At 65.2% G+C, this 26,803-nt stretch carries 29 protein-coding genes and 1 pseudogene; 16 read left to right on the top strand and 14 right to left on the bottom strand.

What is annotated here, in order from left to right:
- The first annotated feature begins 15 nt into the window (after positions 1 to 15).
- From ACHQ4I_RS23965 to ACHQ4I_RS23950, 4 genes are all read left to right on the top strand, one after another.
- A complete protein-coding gene (locus ACHQ4I_RS23965; RefSeq protein ID WP_420774039.1) occupies positions 16 to 624 on the top strand; it encodes a helix-turn-helix domain-containing protein in 609 nt (202 codons plus the stop codon).
- A gap of 216 nt (positions 625 to 840) precedes the next feature.
- A complete protein-coding gene (locus ACHQ4I_RS23960) occupies positions 841 to 1,293 on the top strand; it encodes a hypothetical protein (RefSeq protein ID WP_420774038.1) in 453 nt (150 codons plus the stop codon).
- Positions 1,294 to 1,610: 317 nt separating this feature from the next.
- The gene (locus ACHQ4I_RS23955) at positions 1,611 to 1,928 is read left to right on the top strand and encodes a DUF222 domain-containing protein (protein ID WP_420774037.1); all 318 of its coding nucleotides are present in this window, start codon (positions 1,611 to 1,613) and stop codon (positions 1,926 to 1,928) included.
- A gap of 251 nt (positions 1,929 to 2,179) precedes the next feature.
- Entirely contained in the window at positions 2,180 to 3,019 is an 840-nt protein-coding gene (locus tag ACHQ4I_RS23950) for an alpha/beta fold hydrolase (protein WP_420774194.1), read from the top strand.
- Between the two features lie 328 nt (positions 3,020 to 3,347).
- On the opposite strand, the gene ACHQ4I_RS23945 is transcribed toward ACHQ4I_RS23950, so the two are convergent.
- On the bottom strand, positions 3,348 to 3,833 hold the full coding sequence (locus ACHQ4I_RS23945; protein ID WP_420774036.1) for an NAD(P)H-dependent flavin oxidoreductase: 486 nt from the start codon (positions 3,831 to 3,833) through the stop codon (positions 3,348 to 3,350).
- Between ACHQ4I_RS23945 and ACHQ4I_RS23940 the strand changes: the two genes are divergently transcribed.
- Positions 3,820 to 4,041, top strand: a complete 222-nt coding sequence (locus ACHQ4I_RS23940) for a hypothetical protein (protein WP_420774035.1) — start codon at positions 3,820 to 3,822, stop codon at positions 4,039 to 4,041. The two genes, ACHQ4I_RS23945 and ACHQ4I_RS23940, sit on opposite strands and share 14 nt — an antisense overlap.
- Positions 4,042 to 4,049: 8 nt before the next feature.
- On the opposite strand, the gene ACHQ4I_RS23935 is transcribed toward ACHQ4I_RS23940, so the two are convergent.
- Together ACHQ4I_RS23935 and ACHQ4I_RS23930 are read right to left on the bottom strand one after the other, a co-directional pair.
- Complete coding sequence (locus ACHQ4I_RS23935; protein ID WP_420774034.1) at positions 4,050 to 4,205, bottom strand: hypothetical protein; 156 nt, start codon at positions 4,203 to 4,205, stop codon at positions 4,050 to 4,052.
- Entirely contained in the window at positions 4,202 to 4,531 is a 330-nt protein-coding gene (locus ACHQ4I_RS23930; protein ID WP_420774033.1) for a WXG100 family type VII secretion target, read from the bottom strand. Before ACHQ4I_RS23930 ends, ACHQ4I_RS23935 begins: the two co-directional genes overlap by 4 nt.
- Before the next feature lie 210 nt (positions 4,532 to 4,741).
- On the opposite strand from ACHQ4I_RS23930, the gene ACHQ4I_RS23925 reads away from it, so the two are divergent.
- Both ACHQ4I_RS23925 and ACHQ4I_RS23920 read left to right on the top strand, forming a co-directional pair.
- Positions 4,742 to 5,248, top strand: coding sequence for a VldE C-terminal domain-containing protein (locus ACHQ4I_RS23925; RefSeq protein WP_476445404.1), 507 nt, complete (start codon positions 4,742 to 4,744; stop codon positions 5,246 to 5,248).
- Between the two features lie 639 nt (positions 5,249 to 5,887).
- Complete coding sequence (locus ACHQ4I_RS23920) at positions 5,888 to 6,481, top strand: DinB family protein (RefSeq protein ID WP_420774031.1); 594 nt, start codon at positions 5,888 to 5,890, stop codon at positions 6,479 to 6,481.
- A 245-nt stretch (positions 6,482 to 6,726) separates the two neighbouring features.
- Here ACHQ4I_RS23920 and ACHQ4I_RS23915 read toward each other — a convergent pair whose 3' ends face one another.
- Both ACHQ4I_RS23915 and ACHQ4I_RS23910 read right to left on the bottom strand, forming a co-directional pair.
- Positions 6,727 to 8,358, bottom strand: coding sequence for a pentapeptide repeat-containing protein (locus tag ACHQ4I_RS23915; RefSeq protein WP_420774030.1), 1,632 nt, complete (start codon positions 8,356 to 8,358; stop codon positions 6,727 to 6,729).
- Between the two features lie 132 nt (positions 8,359 to 8,490).
- Positions 8,491 to 8,829 (bottom strand): annotated as a pseudogene (locus tag ACHQ4I_RS23910) (transglycosylase family protein); the annotation flags it as partial.
- 331 nt (positions 8,830 to 9,160) lie between these two features.
- Here ACHQ4I_RS23910 and ACHQ4I_RS23905 point away from each other — a divergent pair.
- A complete protein-coding gene (locus tag ACHQ4I_RS23905) occupies positions 9,161 to 9,685 on the top strand; it encodes a GNAT family N-acetyltransferase (RefSeq protein ID WP_420774029.1) in 525 nt (174 codons plus the stop codon).
- Positions 9,686 to 10,000: 315 nt separating this feature from the next.
- Positions 10,001 to 10,243 (top strand): FDXHR family putative zinc-binding protein, encoded by a 243-nt coding sequence (locus ACHQ4I_RS23900; protein WP_420774028.1) that lies wholly within the window; start codon positions 10,001 to 10,003, stop codon positions 10,241 to 10,243.
- A gap of 170 nt (positions 10,244 to 10,413) precedes the next feature.
- Here ACHQ4I_RS23900 and ACHQ4I_RS23895 read toward each other — a convergent pair whose 3' ends face one another.
- Both ACHQ4I_RS23895 and ACHQ4I_RS23890 read right to left on the bottom strand, forming a co-directional pair.
- Positions 10,414 to 10,902, bottom strand: a complete 489-nt coding sequence (locus ACHQ4I_RS23895) for a GNAT family N-acetyltransferase (RefSeq protein ID WP_420774027.1) — start codon at positions 10,900 to 10,902, stop codon at positions 10,414 to 10,416.
- Positions 10,903 to 11,204: 302 nt separating this feature from the next.
- Positions 11,205 to 11,861, bottom strand: coding sequence for a GNAT family N-acetyltransferase (locus ACHQ4I_RS23890; protein ID WP_420774026.1), 657 nt, complete (start codon positions 11,859 to 11,861; stop codon positions 11,205 to 11,207).
- Here ACHQ4I_RS23890 and ACHQ4I_RS23885 point away from each other — a divergent pair.
- Positions 11,860 to 12,057: a hypothetical protein gene (locus tag ACHQ4I_RS23885; protein ID WP_420774025.1), complete on the top strand. Its 198-nt coding sequence runs from the start codon at positions 11,860 to 11,862 to the stop codon at positions 12,055 to 12,057. The genes ACHQ4I_RS23890 and ACHQ4I_RS23885 overlap by 2 nt on opposite strands.
- 10 nt (positions 12,058 to 12,067) lie before the next feature.
- Here ACHQ4I_RS23885 and ACHQ4I_RS23880 read toward each other — a convergent pair whose 3' ends face one another.
- On the bottom strand, positions 12,068 to 12,808 hold the full coding sequence (locus ACHQ4I_RS23880; protein WP_420774024.1) for an alpha/beta hydrolase: 741 nt from the start codon (positions 12,806 to 12,808) through the stop codon (positions 12,068 to 12,070).
- A 287-nt stretch (positions 12,809 to 13,095) separates the two neighbouring features.
- Positions 13,096 to 13,686, bottom strand: coding sequence for a dihydrofolate reductase family protein (locus tag ACHQ4I_RS23875; protein ID WP_420774023.1), 591 nt, complete (start codon positions 13,684 to 13,686; stop codon positions 13,096 to 13,098).
- A gap of 170 nt (positions 13,687 to 13,856) precedes the next feature.
- On the opposite strand from ACHQ4I_RS23875, the gene ACHQ4I_RS23870 reads away from it, so the two are divergent.
- Both ACHQ4I_RS23870 and ACHQ4I_RS23865 read left to right on the top strand, forming a co-directional pair.
- A complete protein-coding gene (locus ACHQ4I_RS23870; protein WP_420774193.1) occupies positions 13,857 to 14,849 on the top strand; it encodes a sigma-70 family RNA polymerase sigma factor in 993 nt (330 codons plus the stop codon).
- A gap of 230 nt (positions 14,850 to 15,079) precedes the next feature.
- Positions 15,080 to 15,295 carry a hypothetical protein gene (locus ACHQ4I_RS23865; RefSeq protein ID WP_420774022.1) on the top strand — a complete coding sequence of 72 codons (216 nt, stop codon included), beginning with the start codon at positions 15,080 to 15,082 and terminating at the stop codon, positions 15,293 to 15,295.
- A 242-nt stretch (positions 15,296 to 15,537) separates the two neighbouring features.
- Here the strand turns inward: ACHQ4I_RS23865 and ACHQ4I_RS23860 are convergent, their stop codons facing one another.
- Positions 15,538 to 15,975 carry a DUF4231 domain-containing protein gene (locus ACHQ4I_RS23860; protein ID WP_420774021.1) on the bottom strand — a complete coding sequence of 146 codons (438 nt, stop codon included), beginning with the start codon at positions 15,973 to 15,975 and terminating at the stop codon, positions 15,538 to 15,540.
- Positions 15,976 to 16,101: 126 nt separating this feature from the next.
- Between ACHQ4I_RS23860 and ACHQ4I_RS23855 the strand changes: the two genes are divergently transcribed.
- Positions 16,102 to 17,043 (top strand): NHL repeat-containing protein, encoded by a 942-nt coding sequence (locus tag ACHQ4I_RS23855; protein ID WP_420774020.1) that lies wholly within the window; start codon positions 16,102 to 16,104, stop codon positions 17,041 to 17,043.
- 10 nt (positions 17,044 to 17,053) lie between these two features.
- On the opposite strand, the gene ACHQ4I_RS23850 is transcribed toward ACHQ4I_RS23855, so the two are convergent.
- Both ACHQ4I_RS23850 and ACHQ4I_RS23845 read right to left on the bottom strand, forming a co-directional pair.
- Complete coding sequence (locus ACHQ4I_RS23850) at positions 17,054 to 21,184, bottom strand: nSTAND1 domain-containing NTPase (protein ID WP_420774019.1); 4,131 nt, start codon at positions 21,182 to 21,184, stop codon at positions 17,054 to 17,056.
- A 400-nt stretch (positions 21,185 to 21,584) separates the two neighbouring features.
- A complete protein-coding gene (locus ACHQ4I_RS23845; protein ID WP_420774192.1) occupies positions 21,585 to 22,280 on the bottom strand; it encodes a TioE family transcriptional regulator in 696 nt (231 codons plus the stop codon).
- Positions 22,281 to 22,393: 113 nt separating this feature from the next.
- On the opposite strand from ACHQ4I_RS23845, the gene ACHQ4I_RS23840 reads away from it, so the two are divergent.
- Positions 22,394 to 23,605 (top strand): erythromycin esterase family protein, encoded by a 1,212-nt coding sequence (locus tag ACHQ4I_RS23840; RefSeq protein WP_420774018.1) that lies wholly within the window; start codon positions 22,394 to 22,396, stop codon positions 23,603 to 23,605.
- 166 nt (positions 23,606 to 23,771) lie between these two features.
- Here the strand turns inward: ACHQ4I_RS23840 and ACHQ4I_RS23835 are convergent, their stop codons facing one another.
- Positions 23,772 to 24,419, bottom strand: coding sequence for a TetR/AcrR family transcriptional regulator (locus ACHQ4I_RS23835; protein ID WP_420774017.1), 648 nt, complete (start codon positions 24,417 to 24,419; stop codon positions 23,772 to 23,774).
- Positions 24,420 to 24,560: 141 nt separating this feature from the next.
- Between ACHQ4I_RS23835 and ACHQ4I_RS23830 the strand changes: the two genes are divergently transcribed.
- Both ACHQ4I_RS23830 and ACHQ4I_RS23825 read left to right on the top strand, forming a co-directional pair.
- Positions 24,561 to 25,214, top strand: coding sequence for an SRPBCC family protein (locus ACHQ4I_RS23830; RefSeq protein WP_420774016.1), 654 nt, complete (start codon positions 24,561 to 24,563; stop codon positions 25,212 to 25,214).
- A gap of 369 nt (positions 25,215 to 25,583) precedes the next feature.
- The gene (locus tag ACHQ4I_RS23825) at positions 25,584 to 26,234 is read left to right on the top strand and encodes an arsenate reductase ArsC (protein ID WP_420774191.1); all 651 of its coding nucleotides are present in this window, start codon (positions 25,584 to 25,586) and stop codon (positions 26,232 to 26,234) included.
- A gap of 112 nt (positions 26,235 to 26,346) precedes the next feature.
- On the opposite strand, the gene ACHQ4I_RS23820 is transcribed toward ACHQ4I_RS23825, so the two are convergent.
- Positions 26,347 to 26,769: a MerR family transcriptional regulator gene (locus ACHQ4I_RS23820; RefSeq protein WP_420774015.1), complete on the bottom strand. Its 423-nt coding sequence runs from the start codon at positions 26,767 to 26,769 to the stop codon at positions 26,347 to 26,349.
- Positions 26,770 to 26,803: the final 34 nt, after the last annotated feature.

Here is a 26,803-nt window from a genome sequence, read left to right as displayed (position 1 = left end):
CGATCGAGGAGCACGGTGGTCGAGCAAGACGGAAACACGGCCGAACCACAGCACGGTGACGACCTGGCCGGCGCGTTCGGCGGTAACGTGCGGCGACGCCGCGAGGAGGCGGGCCTGACGCTGGAGCAGCTGTCCACACAGTCGTCGGTCAGCCGGGCGATGCTGTCCAAGGTCGAACGCGGTGAGAAGAGCCCGACGATCGGCGTCGCGTCCAGGATCGCCCACGCGCTCGACGCGTCACTCTCGGACCTGATCGGTGGGGCAGGAGCTGCCGCGTCTGGCGTGGCCGTTGTCATGCGCAAGAACGATCGCCCCATTTTCCGTGACCCGGAGACCGGCTTCGAACGGCACATGGTGTCAGCGGCCCCGGGCGCGGGAGGAGCCGAGATGGTCGTCCACTACCTCCCCGCGCAGGTCTCTACCGGGCTGCTGCCCGCGTATCCGCCGGGCACCGAGAAACAACTCGTGGTCCTCGAAGGCACCCTCACCGTCGCGATCGGCGGGATCACCGAAACTCTCAACACCGGCGACTCCCTGTTCTTCCAGGCCGACGCAGACCACGGCTTCGCCAACCGAACGAACGCTCCCTGCGAATACATCATGTTCATCTCACGCAGAACCTGATCGGCCGCAGCCATCGCCCAAGGCGCCCGACGGAGAACCCGAGATCGTCCAAGCGGAAGCGACCCGGTTATCCCTATGGTGCAGCCATATTGTTCGAAACAAGAACGCGGTCATCAACGAAGCAGCCGGTTCGGCCGAGTCTGCTGTCGCTCGCGCGTTCGCACGCGAAGGCGCTCTGTGACAATGACTTGGATTAACAGGAAGGACCCGGACAAGATGTCAGCACCGGACCTCGGACGTTATCGAGAGCATCTCGTCAGCGCAGAAAATTTCCGGGTTATTCGGCAGCTAACATTCGAGCTGGCTAATGTGCCCCGAGAACCGATGGTCGAGTTGGGATGGAATCCGAAGAACGGCGATTTTCTGAAGCAACTCGCCCGATCGGTGCCATCTCAGATCACAGCTCCTACCCGGGTCGAGCTCGTTATCCTTGATGAGGAAATCAACGATCCGACGTTGCCGGGCCGCTCCTCTGTCGCCGAGGAAGAACCCGAATCGCCGAGCGATATCGTGAGATACTTACCCAAGTCGATCGCGGCCGTGTATCCGAAGCTGTTGAGAGCCGCTTTCGAAGCTCTGGGAGAGCTTGAAACACGCTATCGAACAGGATTTTACGAAGGCGAAGTAGTAGAGGCCCTGAATGCAATTGATGGCGTCAGCGGAAATTAAATGGATTAAATAATCCCGGCCGCACACTGATTACCCCTTGTTCCCTGCATCGAATATAAATTCGATGTGATCGAACTCTAGCGCGTCAAACTTTCTGGCAGGGTCTCTTGCCCGGTTGGCCGGCACCAAGGTGTCGATGCGGTGACCGTTTCGAACAAGTTCCGCGAGCGCGGGATAGCCACGAGGGATGCGCAAGGACGACGGCGGGCGTAGTACGGCTGCTGTCGCAGGTCGTGCGTCGGGTGGTGCCCGAACATGGCATGCCCAGCCAAGCCGATTATCGAACAAATGTTCGAGAATGAGGTAGGCTAGTTCGGGTGAGCACACATTCGACTGCATTGGCACCGGTCGCTCCGGCACGAGGATGGTCGGAACTGGCCGATGTCGACTTGCTGCGTACCCTCGTCGAAACCGAACGCCGCCAGCGTCGGTTGGGTGCGGCCATGGTCGCGGCCGTCGCCGAAGCCGAGCGCCGTGGTCTCGCCGCCGACACCGGCTACCGGGACACAGCGGAGCTATTGAGTGATCTGCTGCGGATCAGTGCCTCCGAGGCGCGTCGGCGAATCGAATACGCCACTCCGCGGGCCCGCTCACGTGCCAGAAAGGCGTGGAGGGCGGTGGCGGCGGCAGGTTGAGGCTTCCGTGTGTCGCCACAAGCGGTATTCGTCCAAAAGTCGGTGAATGCAAGTTGTCGGACGCACGCGGGCTTCCCACACGCTTCTCGACAAGGACCGCGCAACGTCAGCAACTGCCGAGTTCGGGGCGATTGCGGGAGTGTGGACACGATCTCGGCTGCACCGATGACTTTCGGGTGAATCTGTCGTCGATACCTCTGGGTATACCGACAGACAGGAGTCCAGGCATGACGAGAGCGTTTCGATTGGGCATGACCTCGGTGCGGGCGAACGGTGTGGATCTCGGCATCGAGAGCTTCGGCCGCGAGGACGACCCGCTGGTCCTGCTGGTCGGCGGCCCAACGATGTTGTCCTGGCCCGACGCGCTGTGCGAGCGGCTCGTGTCGGGCGGGCGGCGCGTGGTCCGCTACGACCTGCGCGACTCCGGCGCGTCGACGACCCTGGACCCGGAGAATCCGGCCTACGGCCTGCGGGATCTCGTCGCCGACGCGGCCGCGCTGGTCGAGGTGCTCGGTGCCGGGACCGCGCATCTCGGTGGAGTCGGGGTCGGTGGGATGGTCGCTCAGGTTGCCGCGCTGGACCACCCGGACGTGTTCTCCGCACTGACCCTCGTCGGCACTCGGCCGGTGGCACCGGGCCCGGTCGACGAGGACCTGCCGGACCACGACCTCGCGGTCATGGGCGCACTGTTCTCCCGCCCACGGCCGGACTGGACCGACCGGGATGCTGTCGCGGCGTTCGCCGCCTCGGGGGCCGAGCCGCTGGGCAACAATCCGGCGGAGGCGCGGGCGACAGCGGCCCGGATCTGGGACCGGACGCCGTCGAGCGATCCCGCGGTGCACCAGGCGAACCAGCTCGGGATGGTGTTTTCCCGGATCGATTGCGCCCCGCGCTGGCGGGGCCGGCTCGGTGAGCTCGACGTGCCCACGCTCGTGGTGCACGGTCGTGCCGACCCGTTCTTCCCGGTCGGCAACGGCGAGGTCCTCGCCGCCGAAATCCCTGGGGCGCGACTGCTCGTCCTCGACGACATGGGTACCGCTCTGCGCCACGCCGCGACCAACCAGGTCGCTGCCGCCATGCTCGCCCTGTAACCGCCCGGCTCGGAGGCATCCTGAGCGGCGGAACGCACAATAATGTCGCATATCGGTTGTTCAGCAGCCCGAAAAGTGCTGTACAGCAGCTTATCTCACGCCGCCACAGTTAAAGCGGTATCGTTCGTTGCCGCCTTTGACGCCGGGCTGAAAGACAGCAACGCGAACCCGCCGTGAGCTGCGAATATCCGCCGATTTGCCAGTAGCCCGGCGGATTTATCGGCGGTCCCCGTGGTGATCCGTGCTACGAAGGTTGCGCTGGCTTCGGTGGGCTCGAGTGCGTGCTATCGCCGAGATTCGCGCATTCGACTTCGGCAATCGCTGACCGTCAACGAATTTCGGTCGTGTCGTGGAAGTCCTTGTGCAGTCGTTCGACGAGTTGGGCCACGGTGGGGATGTCGTGGATGCCGGAGACGGAGTGTCCGGCGCTGTAGAGGTTCCGCCACGGGCTGACCGTTCCTACCTGGGCGAACATCTCGGTCAGGTCGGCAGCGGGGTCGTGCAGGACGGCCGGATCGAGGCCGAGGTTGTGGAAGGAGGGGGTGAGCATGTTGGCGGGCAGACCGGTGAGGGCGGCGGTTTGCACGATGTCGTCGAGGGTCGTGGCGGTGATCATCTGCTTGTGCTCGGGAGCGGCCAGGCTTTCGGCGGTTGCCAGGAATCGGGTGCCCAGGTAGGCGAGGTCGACGCCGAGGGTCAGTGCGGCGCGCAGGGACGCGCCGTCGGTGATGCCCCCGGCCAAGACCAGCGGGCCGTCCGGACCTGGCCGCGGACTCGTCGACGACGGCCTCGACCTGGCCGTGAAAGTCGGCATTCCTATTCCTGATGGCGACACGACCAAGCTGTCACACTCCGGCGATGTCTGGAACAACCTCGCCACCAACGGCACCGTTACCGCCACTCCGGGTGAACTCGAACGTGCGACCGCGCTGTTCGAACAAGTCACCTCCGCGGACGCGAACTTAATCGATGAAGACCTCCGCGAACTAAAAACCGCCCTTGCCGACCACGACCCGATATAGGACTCGGCTCACGTCTTTCCGTCGCCGACACTGCCGGCCATGTTGGTGGTGTCGCCGAAAGACCTCATCGCGGCCTTGAACGCCTCTAAATATCCTGATGCGGCTTTGGCGCAGATGTCGCCGGCGTCGTAATAGGTTTGCGCCGAGACGTCGAGGACCGTCACGACTGACTGCCCGAACTGCGCCCGAGCATCTGCAGGTTCGTGGTTATCGCGGCCTGGTAGCGGTCCCGCGCGGCCGTGGCTGCGGTGCGCATGGTCTCGATGCCCTCGGCGACCTCTTGGGCGCCGGTCACCCACTTGGTGAACGCCTCGTTGGCGGTGATGGCGGAGGTGCCGGTCCAGTTCTCCAGCAACTTGCTGACATCAGCGTCGATGGAGCGGAGCCCGTTCACCAGCTCCTCAGCTGTCAGCTGCACATAACGACCAGCATCGGTGACCTCGGCTGGAGCGACATCGAACGTTCCATCCCAGGAATTCGATTGCGCCACATAACCTCCCCCAATCAAGGACACTGCGAAACGCATCACGCCTGCGTGACATTTCCGAGATCATTTCGTAATGTATCGGTGATGCGTCCCCAACGATAGCCAGTAGTCGACATTATGCCTGGTCAACACCGCAAACGTCCGGTAGGCCGCAAGCGCACTCCGCTAGCTGTGGTTGTGGCTGTGTGTGGCATCGCCGCCATTGTCGCAGTGGTGCTGTGGGTGGCGAGCCCGACCGCGCAGCATGCCGCGGTCCAAGCAGCCCCTGCCGCCGCGCCGTCGACGGCACGGCCGGCACCAGCAGCTGCGGCCGAGCAACTACCGCCGTCAGCGGAGGAATACATCAAACACCTACGCGTCCTGTGTTCGACCGAACTCGCCGGCACCCGACCGCATGTGGCGCAGGTGGGCCACTTGCTCGGAAAGATGTTCGGGATCACCGACATCGGCGGTGCTCTGGGCCGTGGCAACGACGATCACGGCGCCGGCCTGGCAGTCGATTTGATGACATCTGATTCCGCACGCGGCGATGCGATCGCCGAATTCGTGCTAGCCAATCAGCAGCGTTTTGGTGTGACCTACGTGATCTGGCAGCAGCGATACAACGACGGCAACGGCTGGTCGTACATGGAAGACAATGGGAGCCCAACCGCAAATCACTACGACCACGTGCACGTATCCTTCGCCGCGAATGCCACTGATGTGGACGTAGAGTGCTGACCGCCACCACACGCTGAACCAAACGCCACCTATGTTCGTCGGTCCCGTGCGTGGCGTCGGCCGGGTGGGCATGGAAGGCCACGACCCTCGCCAACCCTGGTTCGTCAAGTCACGGCGGACTTCACATCAAGATCTCGTAGCTGCTCGACCAGATTGATCCGCCACCCGACGTGCGGAACGAGATCGAAGCCGACGTCAAGAAACTGCGAGACCGGCGAAACGACCACGCCCATGCGCTGACCGGTTCGATCTGGCAGCGTCCAGCGGCATCAGGGAGGCCCACGAGGCCACACACGGTGTTCGACGCTGGCACGCTTGTCGACACGTTGTACCGGTACTCGAGCGCTCATCAGCATGAGCGTGCATTTATCCTCGCTGCCCGGAGTGTCGGGCCTTGAAGACCCTGGATGGCTCTGAACAAGTGACGCTGAACCACCGCAATGTGTTCGCGCAATGCCACACAATAGGGAAGCCGCAGGTCGATGACCTGCGGCTTCATCAGCCGGTGGAGCTGAGGGGAATCGAACCCCTGACCTTCTCGGTACCGATGGAACCCGGGTCGGGGGGCGGGACGGGCAGCGGATGGCTGAGTCCGAAAATCGGTCGGGGATGTCGGGCGCCCCTGGCACAGTGCTCGACATGACTGACTCTGGTCCCAAGGCGGACCTGCACCGCTACCTACGCTTCGCTCGTGAAGCCATGTTGTGGAAACTCGACGGCCTGTCCGAGTACGACGTGCGTCGGCCCATGACCCCCACTGGCACAAATCTGCTCGGCCTGGTCAAACACCTCGGTATCGTCGAGTTCGGCTACTTCGGCGACACCTTCGCCCGCCCATACGACGAACCCATCACCGAACAGGATTTCGTGGCCGATCCCACGGCCGACATGTGGGCCACCGCCGAAGAATCGCGTGCGGACATCATCGAGTTCTACCGCCGGGCCTGGGCACATGCCGACGCCACGATCGACAGCCTCGACCTCACCGCTGAAGGCTCGGTGCCATGGTGGTCGGAGGATCAGCGGACCGTCAATTTGCACCGAATCCTGGTGCACGTGGCCGCCGAAACCAACCGGCACGTCGGACACGCGGACATCATCCGCGAACTCATCGACGGCACAACCGGTCTGCTCGCCGACAACGACAACATGCCCACCCGGGACCCGAACTGGTGGCAGCACCATCGAGCCGAACTGGAGAGAGCCGCAAAACAGGCCGCTGGATCTGCGTAGGCCGAACCATCCTGTTGCGCGAAGCACTTTCGGCGGCGCCGCCCGGCTCGACCCGTACCACCTCGGTTCGGAGCCGTGAAACTAACACGGTTGCAACAGCTTTCCCATTTCACGCGGCAGACGGCGCAGCGCCGACTCGGCTCCGACCATGCCCGCAGACCAACGAGGTGCCCCGGCAGACACCGCCACAGATCTGCGGACTGGTGGCCGAGCGTGCGCGGCTGGACGCTCGGCATCCTGCCGGTTCACCGTTGTGGCGCCGCCTCGGTGGGTGTGGGTGGCCAGTCTTGGGGTTCTATGTTGGTCGGCTTGCCGGGGAGATTGTCGTCCCAATCGAACTTCGGCGCGGGTGGACCCCACTGTCGAGGCGATCGGAAAGAGACTTCTGCCGTTCCGAAATCGGTTGGCGAGAAGTTGGTGTCGGCGGTGAACGTCGCGTGTTCGAACCAGGTGGGGCCGGCGAACCTGGCGCCGCCGAACTCGGCGGGGCCGGAGAAGTTCACTTCCTCGAACTTGGCGGCATTGGTGAATATCGCGTCCCGGAACCCGGCGGGACCGGAGAACCTCGCGTCCCGGAACTCCGCGGAGCCGGAAAATCTCGCGCCCGCGAACCTGGCGGTGCTGGTGAACGCCGCACCCCTGAACCCGGCGACGCCAGCGAAAGTTACCTCCCGGAACCCGGCCGTTCCGGTGAAAATCGCGTGCTCGAACCCGGCCGTTCCGGTGAACGTTGCACGCTCGAACCCGGCCGTGCCAGCGAATGCCGTGTGCTCGAATCCGGTCGTGCCAGCGAAAGTTGTGCGCTCGAATCTGGCGGTGCGAGCGAAGGTAGCGTGGTCGAATCTGGCGGTGCCGCCGAATGTTACGTCTGTGAACCCGGCCGTACCGGTGAATGCTGTCTGCTCGAATCCGGCCGTGTCGATGAACGTAGTGTGCTCGAATCCGGTGGTAGCGCAGAACTGCACGTCCCTGAACCCCGCGGGGCCGGTGAACCTCGCGCCCTCGAACCAGGCTGGACCGGTGAACCTCGCGCCGACGAACCAGACGGGACCGGTGAATGTCGTGTGCTCGAATCCGGCGGCGCCGGTGAATGTCGCGCCCGCGAACCTGGTAGTGCCGGTGAATGTCGCGCCTTCGAACCTGACGTCGGTGAATGTGATGTGGGTGAAATCGGCGTTTTCGAGATGGGCGGTGCGAAAGTCGAAGGTGCTTGTCGACCAGTTGTATTCGGCTTCTCGTTTCAGGTGATCGGCGATGACACGAATAATGGTTCGGCGGACTTCGCGGTCATTGTGTCGATATTCGATGTGTTCTTGGATTTCGCCGCGATCCCGGCCGCGGTCGACACGGGGACTTATCGTCACGAGTTTCGTGCGGCCGCTGCTGCCGTGGTCGGGGTCATAGGGCAGGCGCAGGTAGCCGCACAGGACGTCGATGCACTGCTGGCGACGCACGCCATCGGATTCGTCGGCGACACCGGCCATCGCATAGACCCCGGCGATGCGGACCGCGACATCGGTCGCGCCGAGTTGCGCGGCGGCGGCGCCGAAGCGTTCCACGAACCGGTTGTGCTCCAGGTCACGCTGGCGGCGGTAGGCGATCACCAGCGCGACTACGCCGCCGACTCCGGCCACGACGGTCAGCGAGACGCGGGTGATGTCGATCGGCGCGGCCTTGGCATCGCTGGTCGGGGTGATCAGTCTCAGGAATCCGTAGGCGACGAGGGCCACGACTAGCCCGCCGCCGAGCGCGGACAAGACCGCGGGTAACAACCCGATCCGGACCGCGCGGCGGCCGATCGCCGTCCTGTTGGGCTTGCCCATTCGCGCGCGCACTGCGGTCGTCTTCGTATGTACCTGCGCGCCAATAGCGCTCACCCACCCGAGCATCGCTCGATTCTGGCCGACGCAAACGTGCTCCGCACCACGACCATGCGACCAAACCCCGCTCCGCGAGCACAGATCGGACCATCCCGATCCATCATCGCGGCAACATTTTCCTCACCGGAAAAGCCCGAGCGCTGCCGAACAACCTGCCCAGGGGCCCCAGCCCTGAGCGGCGAGTACCTGCTCGGCGACGGCGATCTGCTGCTCACGGGTGGCTTTGTCGGCAGTCTGCCCATATGCGGCACCGCCATATGCAGCCCATGTGCCCGGGGAGAACTGCAGGCCGCCCTGAAAACCGTTGCCGGTGTTGCTACTCCAATTACCTCCCGACTCACAAGCGGCGAGGCTGTCCCATTCCTGATCGGTAGCGGCGGAAGCTTGGCCAATGTATGCCATGCCGGTCCCGCCGATGATCGCGCTGGTGGCGACTATCTTCTTGAGTGGGGTGCCCAGAGCGCTCATATCGCAATTCCTTTCGAGTCAGCAAACCTATACAGGTGTCCAAGCATGAAAGGTGATCACTGGATCTTCGGGCCCGTTCGAGTGTGTGCTGGGCGCGGTGAGCTGATATGACAGTTCTCGATATCGTGTCCACATCGAAATACAGACCCATTTTCGTGCGTGAATCCCTCGGCAGCAGTCGGTCGGTCGAAAAGCTGTGGCAACCGACCGAATGAATGGCGGTGTGCACGAGCGGTAATAGCCGGTTACTCGACCTCCGACATCGATGCCACCGCAATATTCGGTAGTCGCACTGTTCGTGTGCTGGGTATTGTCGGCTGATTCGCGAAATGTGCAGCAGCCCAAGCAGACACGGCAGCACGAGGGGGCCGGTGTGATAGAGGTGCAGGTGCTTCGGCCCGATGACTGGCGGATGTGGCGTCGGCTCCGCCAGGAAGCATTGGCGGACGCACCAGCAGCGTTCGGCTCGACACTGGCCGAATGGAGTGGCCCGGGCGACACTGAAGTGCGGTGGCGCACACGGCTCACCGACGTTCCGTTCAATGTAATCGTGTGGTGGCGTGGGATTCCGGCAGGCATGGTCGGTGCCTACATCACCGACACCGACACGGTCGAACTCGTGTCGATGTGGGTCGCACCGGCCGCCCGCGGTCGCGGTGTTGGAGACGCAGCGGTCAGCACGGTCCTGTACTGGGCGAACTGCCGAGAAGTCGGCTTGTCTGTCAAGGCCGACAACCGGGCCGCAATCCGGCTGTATCGACGTCACGGTTTCGCTGAGGCGGGCCGGTTGCCCGACGACGCCGGCGAGCGGCGCATGCTGAGACCGACACGGATGAACCCGCCCGAAGCGCCCTAACTAGTAGTGACATACCCGCGCTATTCGGGGGATCGGCCACGACGCGGCGGCATGCAGACGAGATTCGCTGCGGCTCAGCCTGCTCACAGCCCAACCATGTGCGCCGCGAATGTCGCTGTCCGATGGCACTATTCGGTCATGACATTTGGGCGGGGCACGGCAGGGCGTCAGCGGGACGCGATTGAGCGGGTGAGACGGCGCCATGGCAGGATGGTTTTCGGCGATCGAGGATGAAGGTGTGACGCCGCTCGGTGCGGGTACGACCGAGGTGTTGATGACGGAGCGCATCCGGGTTGCGCGAGTGGGTGAGTGATCATGAAGACGAGATCGCCGGAGACGGTGAAATGCCGGGGATGTCGTTCCTGGTGGCCATTGAGCGCGCACAATGTGTGCCATTGTTCCCAATGCCATCAGACGTTCACCGGAGAAAAGGCTGCGACGCTGCATCTGGTGGTGGATTATCGCCACAAGCCGCACGTCATCTGTCGGACGCCGCAGAGTATCGGTCTTGTCGACGCCGGCCGCGACTACCCCTGCTGGGGCTTGCCGCAGCAGTAGAGTCCATCCGGCGGTTGCGCTTTCAGCGGGATTTCCGTGGTGCCGCTCTCGTGCCGTGGTTGGCCTCGAACCTCGACGGCCCTGGCATCGGTGGTGAGGTGATGTTCACGAATGACGACAGCGGCCAGTGGATCCGGCTGACCGAGTGGATTGCCGCCCGGTGTGCGGCATTACCGCGCGTCGCAAACCATGTAGATCAACTCACCTCTGTCATCGATGACGCTGTGATCCCAAGCGAATCCAATTTTCTCCAGCACACGCAGCGAAGGCTTGTTCCAGGCGCGAACGGTCGACCAGATCCGACGCCGACCCGTAGCCAACGCCGCTTCGAGGACCGCCTGTGCCGCCTCGGTCGCATAGCCCCGACCGTGCACCCGTGGCAGAAGTTCGTAGGCGATCTCCGGCTCCTCGAAGCTCCCGCGACCAATGATCAAGCCGCAGTAGCCGATCCGATCTCCTTCGGCTCTGCGTCGAACCGACAACAAGCCGATGCCATCGGTTACCGCCCGACTCCGCTGCCGCACAAGGCTTTCCCGGATATCTTCCAGAGTGGCTGTCGTTCCGCCTTTTTGCTCCGCCAGCAGCGCAAGGTTGCATTCTGCGTCCTCGACCCCTCGTAGCCGCAGTGACAAGCGGTCGGTCTCGATCGAGAATGACATCGGCCGAAATGATTCCAGTACCTCGAGCCCCTTCGACCAGACAACAGATCCTCCGAAGAGTATCCGGCGTGCCGGCCATGTATCCGCTCGTCGGCAGTAGGGGATGCTTTCGGAGCCGGAATTGGTCTCGTCTGCTGGCCGTGGCACCGTGGGCGCTCCAACGGCGCGCTCAGCGGCCAACCGGCGCTTACTCGATAAGCTGGGATCACCTCTGCCCGTTGATATTCGGGGACGCGCGGTGGCCACCTCGAACCGTGCGGATTGTCCGGCCCACCGGAGGCGCCGGACACCGCATGGCGTCGTCACGGTTGTGTTCGGACTCCGAAAAGCGGCAGGCATTCGGCCAGCCCGATCACCTGCACCGGCACGCTGCGATGGGCATCCCATCGGGCGCGCGTCAACCGCAACCGCCGCAGCACCGCCGGCTTGCCCCGTACCGCGTGCACCTCGACACCGTCCTGCTCGTACCCGAGTTTGCATGAGACCCCGTACGACCCAGGGTTGTCTTCGAACGCGCCCGATACCGCTGAATCGGCCCCGAGCCAGGCGAAGGCCAACTCCAGAACCGCGGCCCGCATCTCGGTTCCCATCCCTTGGCCGTGGTGGGACCGGCCCAGCCAGGATCCGGTGCTCACCTCGGAGCAGACCGCGAAGTCCTTCGCACCGATCGACTGCGTACCGACCACCTCGCCGTCTCGGACCACGACGAAGTTGAGTGTCCACGCGTCGGTCCGCCACTCGGCCCAGCACCGCCAGTGCCACTGCAACACCCGCCGTGCACGTTCGTCCGGCTCCGCGTCTGTCCACTCCGCCGTGAACGGCTGCACCGCCGGATCATGCACTCCATCAGCGGCCAGCCCGGCAAGCGCACCCAGATCCGCCAATCCGGGCATCCGCAACTCCAATCGCGGTGTCCGCACCCGCAATCCGGCCAAGGGCCAATACGACATCAGGCTCATGCCCGCCATCATGGTCACCAGACGGCCTTCGCGGCCAAGGGATTTGGCCCGCGTTCGCACCGACCGAGGTGCTCTTCTGTCCAGGCGCAGACGTCACAACAACCCGGAAATCGGCAATGCCGCCGAGGAGGGCCGGGACTTGTCCTCGGTGAGCGGCATCCTGGCCGATGCCGCCTACCGTCTGCTGGCGGCCTGACGGCCCGGTCTTACTTCAGGTGCCGGGCGAAGAACCGGTTCCCGTCGTCCCCCTCGAACTGCGGGACGCCGGTGTGTCCGCCCATATTGGCGTGCAGCGTCTTCTCCTTGGAGCCGAAGGCGTCGAACAGGTCCAGGGCCGACTGCCGGTCGTTTCCTTCGTCATCCCACTGCAGCAAGACATGCAGCGGAATGGTGACCTGCCGGGCCTCTTCGAACATGGTGCGGGGCACGAAACTTCCGGCGAACAGAAGGGCGGCCGAGATGCGCGGTTCGACCACCGCCAGCCGGAGGCCGATGGCGATCACCCCTCCCGAGTACCCGACAGGGCCGTCGATCTCGGGCAGCGAAAGCAGGGCGTCCAGGGCGGCCCGCCATTCTGGGACCGCCTTTTCGACCAGCGGGAGGACGAGCCGGTCGACGATCTCGTCGTCGACCGGCTCGCCGGCCTCCAGCGCCCGGCGCAGGTCGGCGCGGGCCTGTTCGACGGCGGCGGAACGGGGCCGGTCACCGCTCCCCGGGAGCTCGATAGTGGCCGCGGCGAAGCCCTCCGCCGCGGCATGCCGGGCCCGGGCCGCCAGCCGGGGGTACATCTTGTGCAGTCCGCCGGGGCCGCCGGCTTGGCCGAGCAGGATCAGCGGTGTCGGTGCGGATGCGAATGCGGGCGTCCACAGGATGCCGGGGATCTCGCCGAGGGTGAATTCGCGTTCGAGGACGCCGTCGTCGAGGCGCTGTTCGGAACTGAATTGCATGGTCGTGCCTTTCAGGAGTGCTCGAGCGGCGCTCCCGGACGACCTATCGCCCGACCGTGACCCCTGAGGGGAGCACCCATATCGATACTGCGTTCACGGGTACCACCTCCTCGTTCTCTCGCACGGCCTTCAGAAAAGTAGCAGTGGTCGCCGTGGTCCGCCAACAGGCTTTCGCGGAGGCTCCGTGACCGGATGCAAGGCTCATCCACCCCGACGACCCACCAAGCCCGAATTCCGTCGAAACGGGGGACGCTACTTCAACACCGACGAACGCGACTTCGTAGCCGTTAGCCTTGCACGAATTCGTAGGTGTAGAACACCAGGCCGTCACCCATCTTTCGGGTGTTGACCAAGTGCAGCGGCTTCTTGTCGCTGGTCTCGTCGAAGATACGCAGGCCGGTGCCCAGCACGACCGGGAAAACTACCAGCCGCAGCTCATCGGCCAGGTTCTGTTCTATCAGTGTGCGCATGAGCTGATAGCTGCCGTAGACCAGGATTTCCCCGTCCACTTTCCGCTTCAGCTCCGAAATCTCCTTTACCGCATCGCCTTTGAGGACCGTGGTGTTGCTCCACTGCGGATGTTCGAGAGTCGACGACACGACGTACTTGGGGATGCTGTTCATTCTGTCGGCCCACTCGCGGCTTACACGGACTCCGAAATCCGGCATCCGCGACGCGAACCACTCACTGCTGCGCCTGCCCAGCAGCAGCGCCTCGGCACCCAGCACTTCCTCCGTCTCGTTGGCGGCCCAGCCTTCGAGGTCCTTGCCCTCCACGAACTGGTGGAACCAGCCGCCCAGCTCGAAGCCTTCCGCGCCGTCCGGATCCTGGACCACTCCATCGAGTGTGACATTCGAGCTGATGACGATCTTTCCCATTTCCGTGCTCCTTTGACAATGTCGTCGGCTACCACAGGTCTAGACGCCGCGGCATCGGAAAAGGAGGCGCTGCGCGACCGCCCCGTTCGCGCCTCGGCTGGCGTCCATACACGATGGAACTGCACACAAGGAATGAGGTGGCGGGAGTGGAGTTGGCGCGAACGGACCTGATGTCGAGGGCGCAGGCCGGTGACGGCGAGGCATTCCGAGCGCTGACCGAGCCACACCGTCGCGAGCTACAGGTGCACTGCTACCGGATGCTCGGATCGTTTCAGGATGCCGAGGACGCTCTCCAGGACACGATGCTCGCCGCTTGGCGAGGTCTCGAACGATTCGACGGGCGCGCCTCACTTCGCACCTGGCTCTACCGCATCGCCACCAACCGATGCCTCGACGCGCTGCGCTCTGCTCGCCGACGTCCCGCAAAGCAGTGGGACATCCCGGGAATCGAACTACCGGAACCCACTGGACTCGGCGAAATCCACTGGCTCGAGCCCTATCCCGACGCCCTATTGGACGGTGCGATCAGTGTGCCGCTCGGTCCGGAGGCGCGCTACGAGCAAACCGAATCCATTTCCCTGGCCTTCGTGACCGCCCTGCAGATCTTGCCGCCTCGCCAGCTCGCCGTCCTCATCCTGCGCGACGTCCTCGGATTCCACGCGAACGAAGTAGCCGACATGCTGGACACGACCGTCGAATCGGTCAAAAGCGCCCTCAAACGCGCGCGTGCGGGAATGCAGCACCGACTGCCGGTGACTACTGTCCGGGAGCAGCCGCCTGCTAGCAACTCACCCGCCGAGGACGCGATCGTGGCGAAGTTCGTCAGCGCCTACGAATCTGCCGACATCGACGCTTTGGTGGCTCTGTTGACCGACGACGTCTTCATGTCGATGCCACCGATACCGCTGGAATACCAGGGCCGAGACATCGTGGCCCGCTTCTTCGCGCTCATTTTCGGCTCGGCACAGAGATTCGAATTGGTGCCGACGCGAGCCAACGGTCAGCCGGCATTCGGCGTCTACCGACACCCCGCCACCGGCATCCACGGATCCGGCCTCTTCGTCCTCACTCTCGCCGGCGACCGAATCAGCGCCATGACCCGCTTCGAGAACACTGTCCTCCCCATATTCGGCCTGCCGCAATCCCTCCCGAGCGCACAGTAGACCGCCGTCGAGTCCACTGTGGACTCGACGGCGATCTGGAGCGCGGACGTTGGCCGAGCAGGCCGGCGACGTGAGCCGGACGGGTTGCGGCGGTTGCTGCGTAAGGCCGATTGGGATGTCAACGGCGTGCGCGACTCACCGTCGGCGCGCGGCGGTGTCCAGCCCGGTTCACCGGGTTGCTTCAACCCTTGTCACTTGGATCGCCGTGGGCTCGTTTCGGGAAACCGGCGGTGGAGGCGGTCGGCGAAGCGTTCTATGGTGCGCAATTCGGCGGCCAGTTCCGCACGGGCGGTTGGGTTGTGGCGGTGTGTGAATTCTGCTTCACGATGGAGTGCTCGGGCGTGATCGGCGAGCAATTCCAGGAAGACCCGCGCTTGGGCGAGGTCGGGATCTTGTTCCATCTATCCGGCCGATCTGTGGTTGTCGCATGGCGCGTGCGCGCCTGAGTGTTCCCGGCCGTCGCGGCCCTCGGCAGCGCGGGAACTGGCTGATGGTATACCCATCCAGGGGGCGAGCACGCGCCCCGGAGGTCAGCCGTGACAGCATCGTTTCTTACGGGAAGCCGGGCTCGGTCGGCCCCGTGTGAGCCGCCGCTGCAGACGCCCGTGCACCGTGTCGACGCCGAACTTGCCACCGGTACAAGAGAACCTGTTGATCCCGAGTTGGCGGGCAGCGGTCGCGAGCGCACTCACCGTTCAGCAGCGGCCGCCGGCGGCGGTGCTTGGCCGCGTTCGTGCTCGGAGAGCCAGCCCGTATTCTCGTTCCCGAGAACGACTTCCACGCGTTCGGCCAGTACCGCCCGCCGGTCCGACGTTCGGTAGGGGCCGCTGTTGGCCAGGAAGAGGTACTTCTCTCGCTTCAAGGCCTCGGCGGTGCTGCGATAGCGCAGCCAATCCGTGTGCCACTGGAAAAGTTGCTGTGCTCCCTCGGCGACCACCACGACGGCCGCGATCGAGGCGGTCAGCCCGGCGGGTGCGGACAGCGCGGCGACCACCGGCACGGTGGCGCCGACCACGATCTGCCCGAATTTGACCCGCTTGTACATGCGCTGTGCCAGCGCGCCTTTCGTGCTGTACCAGCGCAGCTGTTCGTTCAACCGCACCCACACCGGGTCGTTCTCGTCCACCGATCCACCCTGCGGCTCCGCTTCCGGCACAGCACACTATTAGCACGTGCGCGGCGTCGATGCGCGGCGTTGCGGCGAACTGGCGCAAAGGGTTACGCGGTGCGTGGTGGCCTGGATAATCGGCGTATGAAGGCGCGACTTTCCGTTCGGTGGCTGGTCGGCGTCGTAGCGATGGTTGCGGTGGTCGTCGCCGTTTGGACATGGTGGCCGAGTAGGCCGCGCGCGGAGCAGGCCACCGGGTGGCAGACGCAGATCGACCTGCCGATGCTGGTGTTCGGGCCGAGGGGCATCGCCGTGGGTAGGAACGGCGATGTGTACGTGGCGGAGTCCGAGTACATTCATTGGCTGGCCGCCGGGCGTTTCATACCGCAGCGTCTGTCCATCCCAGGACTGAAGTCCGCCTATTCTGTCGCGGTCGGGCCGGGCAATGAGTTGTACGTCAGCGATTACGGCAACGCGCGAATACTGAAGATCTCGGCGGATCGGAAGTCAACCGTCGCCCTACCGTTCACCGGTTTGGGGGACCAGGATCCCGCGCGCGCCGGACAATCGGTCGCAGCCGGTGTCGCGGTCGATCGCGTGGGTACCGTATTCGCCACCGACCCCGACAATTCCCGGATCCTGAAGTTGCCCGCGGGTTCCGAATCCGCCGAGGTGCTGGCGACCGTCGAACATCTCCGGCCACCGATCGCGGTGTCCGATACCGGTGATGTGGTTGCTTACGTGTCGGACCCGATTCCGACACTGCTCACCTTTCGCGCGGGAACGGCGCCCGCGGTGTCGACCCCGATTCCGGACTTGAAATTCGTCGACGCGATCACGTTCGACCATCGTGGCAATCGGTTGCTCGCGGACAATGCCTGGGAACCTCCCGCGGAGGACGGCAGCAGACCTTCGAAGACGACCGCCACGGTGTGGCTGCTCGCGCCAGGTGCGGCGACGCCGATTCGGCTGCCGTACACCGATCTCGGCGAACTCGCGGGTATCACTGTCGACGCATCCGACACCATCTATTACACCGACCATGCCGTGAGCGGCCGGGTGGTTCGCCTTTCACCCGTGAGATGACGGCCCGCCGTCATCCGCAGGTGTCGCGGTAGGGAAGTTCTTGGATGTACTGGCGCCAGCTGTCCGGGTCGAGACCTGAACCCACTGTCTCGCAACCGGTTTCGGCGGGGTGCCGACGAAGTTCGTGCAGTCGGTGCAGATCCCAGACAACCACCTTGCCGTACTCGTGGCCGGTGATGAGCTGGTTCGAATCGGCGGTGAAGGTGGCCGCCATGATGTCTCGCGCCCCTACGTCTCGGGGCTCACCGATCTGCGTCGGATGAGCCGGGTCGCTGACGATCCACATCTGGACCTGCTCGTCGCCGAAGGTGGCGAGAATCGTTCCGGTCGAGTCGAATTGAGCTCGGAATCCCCGGAGGTCCGATCGCACGGCGTTGCCGACCGGCTTCGCGTGTGCCGGGTCCGAGACGTCCCAGAACTGCCCGGCGCCGTTCTGGATGACCACCAGCACTCCGGTTACCGGCGAATACGCTACCTCCTTGCTCCGCTCGAGTGGTATGCCGCCGAGCGCGACCGGACGGTCGGAGTCGGTCATGTCCCAGAAGGTGAGTACCCTGTGTTCCCAACCCATCCCGAGCAGACGGCCGTCAGCGGTGAAGGAGAGCTGCTGCATAGGTCCCTCGCGGACGCCGCGTCCGAGCCGCTTCGGCGCATCCGGATTCTCGATACTCCAAACCAGCGAGTTCTGGTCACTGCCGGCGGCGAGCCGATTGCCGTCGGGTGAGAACGCGAGGCTGCGCACGATCCCGGCGAGTCCGGTCAGCGGAACACCGATGCGCCGCGGGTGCCGGTGATCGCCGACATCCCACAGGGATACGGTCCGATCCGGGCTGCCTGTCGCCAAGGTCTTGCCGTCAGGTGACAGTGCGATACAGGCGATTCGAATGTCATTGAGGTAGTCGAAGTGCTCGGTGTCGAAGGATGCGGTGTGCACCGGTGCGTCGAGCCGTCCGGTCTCCCAGAGGTCGACCTTCCCATTCTTGCCGCCTGTCGCGATGAGGTCGCCGCTCGTCGCGACGCCGCACGGATTGGCAACATGGTCGACTTCGGCCGAGAACGGCTCTCCCATCGGCTGGGGTTGAGTGTGTGCGTCGATCGTCCAGAGGGTCGTTCGCCCGTCCGGCCCGCCGATCGCGAGAATTCCGTTCGCCGAGAATGCGATCGCTGTCGTCGGCGCGGACTGGCCGACCAGCCATGCTCGCAGTCGAGCGGTGTCTGCCTCATTGCGGAATTCGTATAGTCCGACACCGATATTGGAGCCGGGCGCTATGGCAAGGTCGTTGCCCGAGGGTGCGAATGCCAGCTTGGCCCAGCCGGAATTGGTGTTCGTTCCGGCGCTCGGTTCGGGGCGCGGTTGCGTCGGGTCGGTGATGTCCCAGCGCGCGAGACCTCTCGAAAAGGCCGAGAGCGCCACCTGGCGGCCATCGGGTGAGAATGCGATGTCTTGGGCAAGCCCCGGCCCGATTGCCAGTCGGCTGATCGGCCGTGGCGAATGCCGGTCGGAGACGTCCCATACCGTGGTGGCACTGCGGGCACCGGTCACCAGAAGCCTTCCGTCCGGCGAGAATTCGGCATTGCTGACGTCGTCCTCAGGCGGCAGTATCGTCGCGGTGGGTACCGGACGCTCCGGATCGGTGAGATCCCATAGCCGGGTCGGCTCCTCGGACTGATGACTGATTGCCAACATCGTCGCCGGTGCGAACTCGAACTGAACGTTTTCCCGAATATCCAGGACTGCATGCGCTTTCGCGCGCGGCCGGGCCGGATTGGTGATGTCCCACTGGATCACGCCGTCCACGTTGGCCGAATAGTGGTTCGGCTCGGCGGAGACCGAGAGACCCAAGCGCGCGTCACGGACGTTGAGGTCTTGGGCCGCACCCGTGAGCAGTGTCTTGCCATCGGGTGTGAAAGCGATACCCGAGTAATCGTGGATATCTGTCAGCGGTTCGCCCAGCCGCTCTGCTCGCCCTGCGTCGGACAATCTCCACAGCTCGATAATCCCGCCGTCATGCTGCACCGCAATCGTTCGCCCATCCGGCGAGAAGACCAGTCGGCGAACACTTTTCGTAGTCCCGTCAATGGTGCCCGCGTACCAGGTCGTGGACAGCATTTTGATCAGCCACTGCCGCGTCTCATTGCTCGGGTCGATGCGGTCGGCCGCCAGACCGAGCCGGATCGCCATCCTCGGGTCGACTCCGCGAACTTGATCTGCCTGTGCCAGCAATTGCCGCGCCACCGCGGTGTGCTGCCGCGCCACCGCGTTCCGCTGTTGCACGATCGCGACGAAGGCCGCCACCAGCGCGGCACACAGCAGCGCGGAAAGCACCGCCGTCGCCCGTCCGCGCCGAAAGCGGTCCCGCCGATAGCTCCGTTCGAGGAATTCCCTTGCCCGCGAGCTGATTTCGACCCGGGTCGTGCCGAGTTTCCGCAGCCGCGGCGGCCACCGGCGCAGTTGTGGTCGCGGTAGCAAGCGCAGGCGGGCGCCGATGTCCTTCATCGCCACCGCGAGCCGATCGCGCTCCCACAGACGTTTGGGCTTCTTCCTGTCCTGTTCCCATTCGGCGGCCGCGACCTCCACGGCACGCCGCGCTCGCAGGGCGGCACTCTTTTTCGCGATGGCATCCCGCAGCCGCGCCCAGTTCCGTGGGAACGCCTCATGTGCGGCCGAGATGACGATGTGCCCATCCTCCTCGGCGATGGTCAGCAGCCGATGGGTCACGAAGGCGTCGAACACCTTCCGCGTCGATTCGGGCAATTCATCGCGTGCGACGCGGTCACGTGTCGGCACACCATGTTCGTCAACGGTGACCAAGCGCAGCATCATCGCGATGATGTCGTCGCTCGAATGCCCGGTCGCCGCCCGCGCCTGCGTCAGTGCGATCTCCGCCTGCCGTTCCAATGCGCCTCGGACACCGCCGATTTCGCGATAGCGCCGATGAGAGAGCAGGTCGCCGCGGTGCAGTCCATACGACAGCTGCTCCAGAGTGAAGGCGAGCAGCGGCAGGGCCTCGCCGCTATCGGTATCGGCGAGCAGTGCGTCGACCAGACCGTCCTCGATGGTCAAGCCGGCCACCCTGGCCGGTCCCTCGATGACCTCGCGCAGTGCCTCTTTCCGCAGCGGCCGCAGCGGGTGCGTCCGAGTCGCCAGGCGCGAGAGGGCGGGATCGGTTCCCAGCGGATCCAGGAATTCCGGTCGCAGCGTCGCGAGAACCTGAATCGGTCCGCCCACAGCGGGGATGAGCAGGTCGACGAATTCGGCGCGTTCCCGCGGTGCGGTGCGCCGCAGCAACTCCTCGAACTGGTCGATCACCAACAGCAGTTTGCACTCGACGCCCGCCTGTTCGGCGATCAGGATCTCGTCGGCGATGTCTCGAAGTCCATTGCCGGACAAGCGTTCTCGTAGGGAGGTCGGCGGCCGCTGCAGACCCGCACGCGGCCAGGCGTCCGCGAGTGATCGGGCCAGCGCGCCCACCGGGTCGGTGCCCGGGACCATCGGCTCGAGTGGCAACCACAGCGGTTCCTCGGCGATGAGCGGGATTACGCCCGCGCGCACCAGCGAGGATTTCCCGCACCCCGAGGGTCCGATAACCAGCTGTATCGCAGTCTCGGTACGCGTCGCCGGTTTGCGCAACAGCTCGGCGATGTCCGCGGCCTCGCGTGCGCGACCGAAGAACACTCGGCGGCGTTTGGTGTCGAAGGCATCCAGCCCCGGATACGGTGATCGGTCGTCGGACCAGCCGAGGCCGCCGCCCACATCGAGCCTGCGCAGCGCCGCGGCCAGTTTCTCCCTCGCCACCGCGGGATCCGCCGCGGCATCGGACTGCTGCAGCGATTTCAGCAGCGGATGGGTGACATCGGCGGCGACGCGGACCGGAAGCAACCTGCTGCCATTGGCCTTCGCGATGCCGACTTCGGCCGCGCACCACACCGATTGGAGATAGGTCGGGCTGATAACGCAAACCACCGCATCGGCCCAGCGCAACCGCCAGTAGAGCGCGCGCTCCCACTCCTCGCCGACGATCAACCCATCGATCGGGTGCAGATCGAGGAAGACCTCGTGCCCGTCGACGACCAGCCAGCCGCGAATCTCACTGGCCCACTCGCGATCCGCGCTCGCGTGACTGATGAATACCCTGGCCAACACCCCTCCCGAACGGAAGGCCGCACTGCCAGCACAACGGTACCGGTCGAGCGTCGAACCGCGCGCGTTTTCCCGACCTGCCGCCGATCATCGCGCGTCTGGAGATCAGAGCGATCTCGCCGCCGCGGTGTCAGCTGGTTGTCGCCCATTGGTGGGCGCTGCTGATGGACGGCGGCGTAGATGCGTTCGCGCAGCAGACTGGCCTCGTGGTCGGTGAGGGTTCGATCCAGGTGTCGCAGGACCACTGCGGTAGCAAGCGCTCAAAGCGATTTCCGTTGCGCAGCAACGCCTCTGCGGTTCAGCGCTCGCCGGAACGTCCGGAACGGCCGCCGGACACGCGGCGGGCCCGGCAGGCTACGAGTAATTCAAGGATTCGGAGCCCGCACGGTGATCCGCCTCGCTACGCCTGATCGAGCAGCGTGAGGTAGGCGTCGAGTTGGGCCGCGCCGGCGAGAAGGTTGCGGCTGCGTATGGTCAGCCGGTCCTGCCAGGAGTCGAGGAAGGCGCGCAACGCGTCCGTCCCGCCCGCCTCGCGCAGCGATTCGATGAACTGCGCGACCTGGCGCAGCGGGTACCCGCCTCGGCGGAGTTGTCGTGCGATCTCGGCGTCGCGCACGCAGTCGGGTCCGTATTCGCGGTAGCCCGTTGCCCGGTCGCGTTCGGGGTGCAGGATGCCCTCGTTCTCCCAGGTGCGCAGCGTCGCGGGGTGCACGCCGAGTCGGCGCGCGAGTTCGCCTACGGTCAGCGGTCGACCGGTGACCGGGGCGGATGCCGTAGTGGACAGGCTGCTGAGGGCGGCGGCGACCTCGGTGCGGGTGTTGCGTTCGGCGAGTAGCGCGACGTGCGCGGCGTCGATGAGCCGGAAGGCGGACTCGGTATCGCCCCGGTTCGTCGCGCGCATGATCGCCATCCCCTGCTGGTGCCCGTGGCCGCCGCGCAACGCGAGGAAGGCACGCAGGGCCTGCGCGTGCAGGGGCGTATAGCGCCGGTAACCGGTCTCGCTGCGCTCGGTCGGCGGGAGGATGCCGGCGTCGTCGTAGTTGCGGATCGCCTGGGCGGACAATCCGTGTTCGCGGGCGAGGTCGATGGGTCGCAGCTTGCACCTCCGTTTGAGGCTTTGATCTATCGAATCCAGGTGGAAGTCGCAGAAGTATCACTCGATTCTTCAAGGATATCGTCGAGGGTAGTGCCTTCCGGAAGGGGTGTTACATGTCTACTGCCGCATCACTGCGTGGGATCGGCCGCCAACTCGACGACCCGGCAAGCCTGGGCCGTGCCCTCGACGAGCTGCTCGCCGCGCGCACCGAGCCGCCGACGCTGCTCGCCCTCGGCGAGCCGACACACGGGATCGAGGCATTCCCGTTGCTGCGCAACGAATTCCTCGGTCACCTCGTCGAACGGGGGTACCGGTCGATCGTGCTGGAGACCGATATCTTTGCCGCGTCGATTGTCGACGACTACGTGGACGGGGCCACGGCGGAGATCGACATGGTGCTTACGACCGGGTTCAGCCACGGGTTCGGCGCCGTGCCGGGCAACCGCGAACTCGTCGAATGGCTCCGCGCGCATAATGCCGGCCGCGCGGCGCGGGACCGCGTTCACTTCTATGGCTTCGACGCGCCGGTGGAGTACTCCGGCGCGCCGAGCCCCCGACGCGCACTGTCCTTTGTCATCGACTACCTGCCCGCGGCGCTGCGGCCCGAATCAGTCCGCGACCTCGACACGCTGCTCGGCGAGGACACGGACTGGACGAATCCGGCCGCCATGTTCGACCCGGCAGCGTCCATCGGCGACTCCGACCGCGCTCGCGCTCTGCGCATCGTCGCGGACGATCTCGCCAGCACGCTGCGTCGCGCCGCACCCGGCCTGCGTCCCGCCGACCCGACCGGCTACGCCCACGCCGTCGCGCACGCGCGCACCGCCCAGGGCCTGCTGCGCTATCACGCGGCCATGGCCAGTCCAGCGCCCGATCGCATCGCGACCCTGCTCAGCCTGCGCGCCGAGATGATGGCGGAGAACCTGCTCGCGATCATTGCGCAGGAGCGGCGACGCGGGCCGAGCCTGGTGTTCGCACACAACGCCCACCTGCAACGCACCCACATGTCGGTCGGTGAGGACGAGGTGAGCTGGGGGAGCGCTGGTGCGCTCGTCGGGCTCACCCTCGGAAAGCGCTACGTGTTCCTGGCAACCGACGCCAGCCCCGACAGCGATCCGGGCACCCTCCAGCACATGTTGGCCGAGGCGACGACCCGCCGCGCCCTGTTCCCGACACAGGCCCTGCGCGCCGCGCTTCCGCCGTCGATCGGGGCGGGCGAACCGATCGTGCCGGGCCACCTCCCGCTGAACCCGGCAGAGTTGGACAGCGCCGATGCGGTCATCTTCATCGCCGACACCGACGGAAAACGGCATCAGTACTGGTAGACCGATGTCGGCGGGGCCGCGAGTGCGAGCAGGAAGAAGACCGATCCGAGAGTGAGTATCGTCCGAGCGAATGCCGCATCTGTGCCGCTCCGGCGAGGGTATCGAGGCATGGGGCAGCACTCGATGGTCATCGCCCTGTTCGATCAAGACGATCGAGGTGTCGTGGTCAGTGAGTCCCGAGGGTGTTCAGCTCGTCGGCGAACAGTAGGGCCGGGTCGAACTCCATTCCGGTGAAGTGGCCGGCGAGTTCGAGTGAGAGCACGCCATGGAGTCGGGTCCAGAAGGATATGGCGTGGTGGAGGGTTGTGGCTGGGAGCGACTGGTCTGCGGCCCATCGGCGATGGTGTTCGAGGTGGGCATCGAACGGGGTTGTCGGCTTGTCCGGGGACAGCGCGGAGAATGCCTCGATCAGCATCGTCATGATTTCGTTCGAGATCTCGGTGGTGTCGGCGGGGGCGTAGTAGCCGGGGATGGGTGTGCCGTAGATGAGGAAGTATCGCTGGGGGTCGGCCAAGGCCCATTCCCGTAGGGCGTAGGCCAGACCCGCCACGTCGGCGCCGGCGTCTCGAGCCGCGCGCATGGTGTCGGCGAGGCTGCGGTAGGCGTCGCGAATGAGTTCGGTGATCAACTCGTCACGGCTGGCGAAATACCGGTACAGGGCGGGGCCGCTCACACCCACCTGTTTGGCGATCGCATTGAGCGACAGTGCGGACGCACCCGCGGTAGCGATCTGCTCCCAGGCGCACTGCTTGATCTCCGCCCGCATCTGCGCTCGATAGCGTTCCCGCGGGCTCTTCGCACCGGGTTCCGTCATGGACGACTCCTTCCGGCAGTACACCGCCGCCGATTCCGGTTAGAGGTTATCACTTTTGCTCTTGCGTCTTACGACGCGTGGGTTATATGTTCTAACTAACGGAAGATGTGCTAACTAATCGCGTCAACGAGGAGAAGAACCATGAACGACAATCGCCCCTTCAGCACACCGAAGGTGCAAGCCGAGACCGGCACCACCCGCGGGCGGGCCGCCGTGATCGGGATCGCGCTGACCGCCGCAATCCTGGGCGCCACCGTCACGCCGGCCCTCGCCGACGGACCCACGGACGCGGCACCGCTGACCTGCGACGGCAAGGGCATCGATCCCGCCGCGCCGATTCACTACCGGACCGAGGCTCTGATCAAGGCGCCACTGGACACGGTCTGGAACCTGCAGACCGACGTGGAACGCTGGCCGTCCTGGCAGCAGCCCGTCACCAGCATGCAGCGCCTGGATTCAGGGCCGCTACAGGCTGGTTCGCAGTTCCGGTGGACCACTCCCGCCCCCGCCACCGCCACCACCCCCGCGACCACCCTGACCATCACCTCCACCGTCCAGCAGCTGCAACCCGCCCGGTGCATCCGCTGGAGCGGCCCGGCGATCGGTGACGGGATGCGCATCGATGGCGGCACCCATGTCTGGACCTTCACTCCGATGGACGGCGGCGTCCTCGTGCGCACCGAGGAGAACTGGTACGGAGCGCAGGTCGAAGCGGATGTACCGACCTCCACCCATTTCCTCGGCGCCGGTCTGGAAGCCTGGCTGGCCGACCTGCGGACCGCCGCCGAAGAATAGAAGAACAACCATGTCCGCCAATGCATCTCGGCGCGACCGCACGGATCGTGGCGACGATGCCGCGGCGCGGTCGGTCGGCATCGCAGGCCCCCTACCGCACTGACCACACGGGCCGCGCTGTAGCCGGCGAGAGCCGCTGCGGCGCAGGATAGTTGGGTGGGTCGTCCGCTGCGATATCGGTAAATATTCGCTGCGCTAACTGTTTTCGTGACATGCGCCGTACCGGGTGATGTCCTCGGTGGTATGCCTGGTTGTGGTCTGCGGGTTCGATTCGGTTCATCCCGAGTTCGGTTGCCGCGCAGGAACGACGGTGTCACCCTGACTAACGTGCATACGCCCGAGCGGACGAACCGGGCCGGATACGCCGAGATCACCCCGGCCTACCGACTCCTCGATAACGTGCACGCCACGGCGCTCGCCCATGCCGAGCGGCGGCTGCACCGCGAATTCGCGATCTTGTTCGATGCCAACACGATTCACCACTTCCTACACGACTCCTACCAGGAGATCGGGGCGCGGGCGTCGCTGGACCTGTATCTGCCTGTGCTGGCCGAGCGTTTCGCTCGACAGCGGCTGCACGCTCGGGCCAAAGTGGAAGGCCGCATCGAGCACGCGATCCCGGTGGTGCTGTTCCTTTGCACGTTCAATGCCGGGCGCTCGCAGATGGCGTTGGGCTTCTTCGAGCAGTACGCGCAGGGGCGGGCGCTGGGCTGGTCCGGCGGGGCGGAGCCGAGCGGCGCACTGAATCCGGCGGCGGTCGCGGCCATGGCCGAGGTGGGCATCGACATCTCCCACGAGTTCCCCAAGACCTGGACCGACGAGATCATCCTGGCCGCCGACATCATCGTCACCATGGGGTGCGGCGATGTGTGCCCGTTGGTGCCCGGCATCCGGTACGAAGACTGGATCGTGGACGACCCGGCCGGGCTGCCGGTGGCCGACGTGCGACCGATCCGCGACGACCTCAACAGCCGCGTAATCGACCTACTGGCCAGCCTCGACCTCCCCGTCGCGTCCTGACCCGCCCATTCGCCCGGCCGCCGTCGGCCGCACATGCCGCTGGAAGCGCTCGGTCGGTCGCTGTTGATCGGCTGTCCCACACCACAACTCGCTCGGGTAGGGGCGGCGGTTACTAACGGTTTTCGCCGGTAAGGTGCGTGACCGGAGTTCCTGCGATTAGTTGATCGAGGGCGGTGATCATCGTGGGGCATTCCCGGGCGGGGTGATCGGTGGGGCATTCCCGGGCCTGGGCCAGAAAGGTTTGGGCGGTTCGGGCCAAGGCGATGATTCGGTCGAGCTCGGCGATCTGTCGGTCGAGCAGATCGCGCCACTCGGGACCGGGCGCGTCGAGAACGGCGGCGGCGGTATCAAGGGGCAGGTCCAGGCTCTGAGCGAGTTTGATGAAGGCCAACCGACGCAGCTGGTCCGAGCCGTACATCCGCTTCCCGCCGCTGCGTGCGCTGGGACTCACCAAACCGCGCTCGTCGTAGTAACGCAGCGCTGAGGTGGTCATGCCCAGTTTGGCCGCGGCCTGACCGATCGGAATCAGGTCCATACCGCCATTTGACCTCGAGTCGACTTGAACCGGC

This window comes from Nocardia nepalensis (assembly GCF_048910785.1).
GTDB lineage: Bacteria > Actinomycetota > Actinomycetes > Mycobacteriales > Mycobacteriaceae > Nocardia > Nocardia nepalensis.
Note: the sequence above shows the minus strand (reverse complement) of the source record. Positions and strands in the feature narration are given on the sequence as shown.

Bases quoted from the DNA above. Each gene is read 5' to 3' on its own strand.
- ACHQ4I_RS23960 (WP_420774038.1), top strand. From the start codon at position 841: ATGTCAGCACCGGACCTCGGACGTTATCGAGAGCATCTCGTCAGCGCA.
- ACHQ4I_RS23950 (WP_420774194.1), top strand. From the start codon at position 2,180: ATGACCTCGGTGCGGGCGAACGGTGTGGATCTCGGCATCGAGAGCTTC.
- ACHQ4I_RS23945 (WP_420774036.1), bottom strand. From the start codon at position 3,833: ATGCCGACTTTCACGGCCAGGTCGAGGCCGTCGTCGACGAGTCCGCGG.
- ACHQ4I_RS23920 (WP_420774031.1), top strand. From the start codon at position 5,888: ATGACTGACTCTGGTCCCAAGGCGGACCTGCACCGCTACCTACGCTTC.
- ACHQ4I_RS23900 (WP_420774028.1), top strand. From the start codon at position 10,001: ATGAAGACGAGATCGCCGGAGACGGTGAAATGCCGGGGATGTCGTTCC.
- ACHQ4I_RS23895 (WP_420774027.1), bottom strand. From the start codon at position 10,902: ATGTCATTCTCGATCGAGACCGACCGCTTGTCACTGCGGCTACGAGGG.
- ACHQ4I_RS23885 (WP_420774025.1), top strand. From the start codon at position 11,860: ATGCCCGCCATCATGGTCACCAGACGGCCTTCGCGGCCAAGGGATTTG.
- ACHQ4I_RS23890 (WP_420774026.1), bottom strand. From the start codon at position 11,861: ATGAGCCTGATGTCGTATTGGCCCTTGGCCGGATTGCGGGTGCGGACA.
- ACHQ4I_RS23880 (WP_420774024.1), bottom strand. From the start codon at position 12,808: ATGCAATTCAGTTCCGAACAGCGCCTCGACGACGGCGTCCTCGAACGC.
- ACHQ4I_RS23875 (WP_420774023.1), bottom strand. From the start codon at position 13,686: ATGGGAAAGATCGTCATCAGCTCGAATGTCACACTCGATGGAGTGGTC.
- ACHQ4I_RS23870 (WP_420774193.1), top strand. From the start codon at position 13,857: ATGTCGAGGGCGCAGGCCGGTGACGGCGAGGCATTCCGAGCGCTGACC.
- ACHQ4I_RS23855 (WP_420774020.1), top strand. From the start codon at position 16,102: ATGAAGGCGCGACTTTCCGTTCGGTGGCTGGTCGGCGTCGTAGCGATG.
- ACHQ4I_RS23840 (WP_420774018.1), top strand. From the start codon at position 22,394: ATGTCTACTGCCGCATCACTGCGTGGGATCGGCCGCCAACTCGACGAC.
- ACHQ4I_RS23835 (WP_420774017.1), bottom strand. From the start codon at position 24,419: ATGACGGAACCCGGTGCGAAGAGCCCGCGGGAACGCTATCGAGCGCAG.
- ACHQ4I_RS23830 (WP_420774016.1), top strand. From the start codon at position 24,561: ATGAACGACAATCGCCCCTTCAGCACACCGAAGGTGCAAGCCGAGACC.
- ACHQ4I_RS23820 (WP_420774015.1), bottom strand. From the start codon at position 26,769: ATGGACCTGATTCCGATCGGTCAGGCCGCGGCCAAACTGGGCATGACC.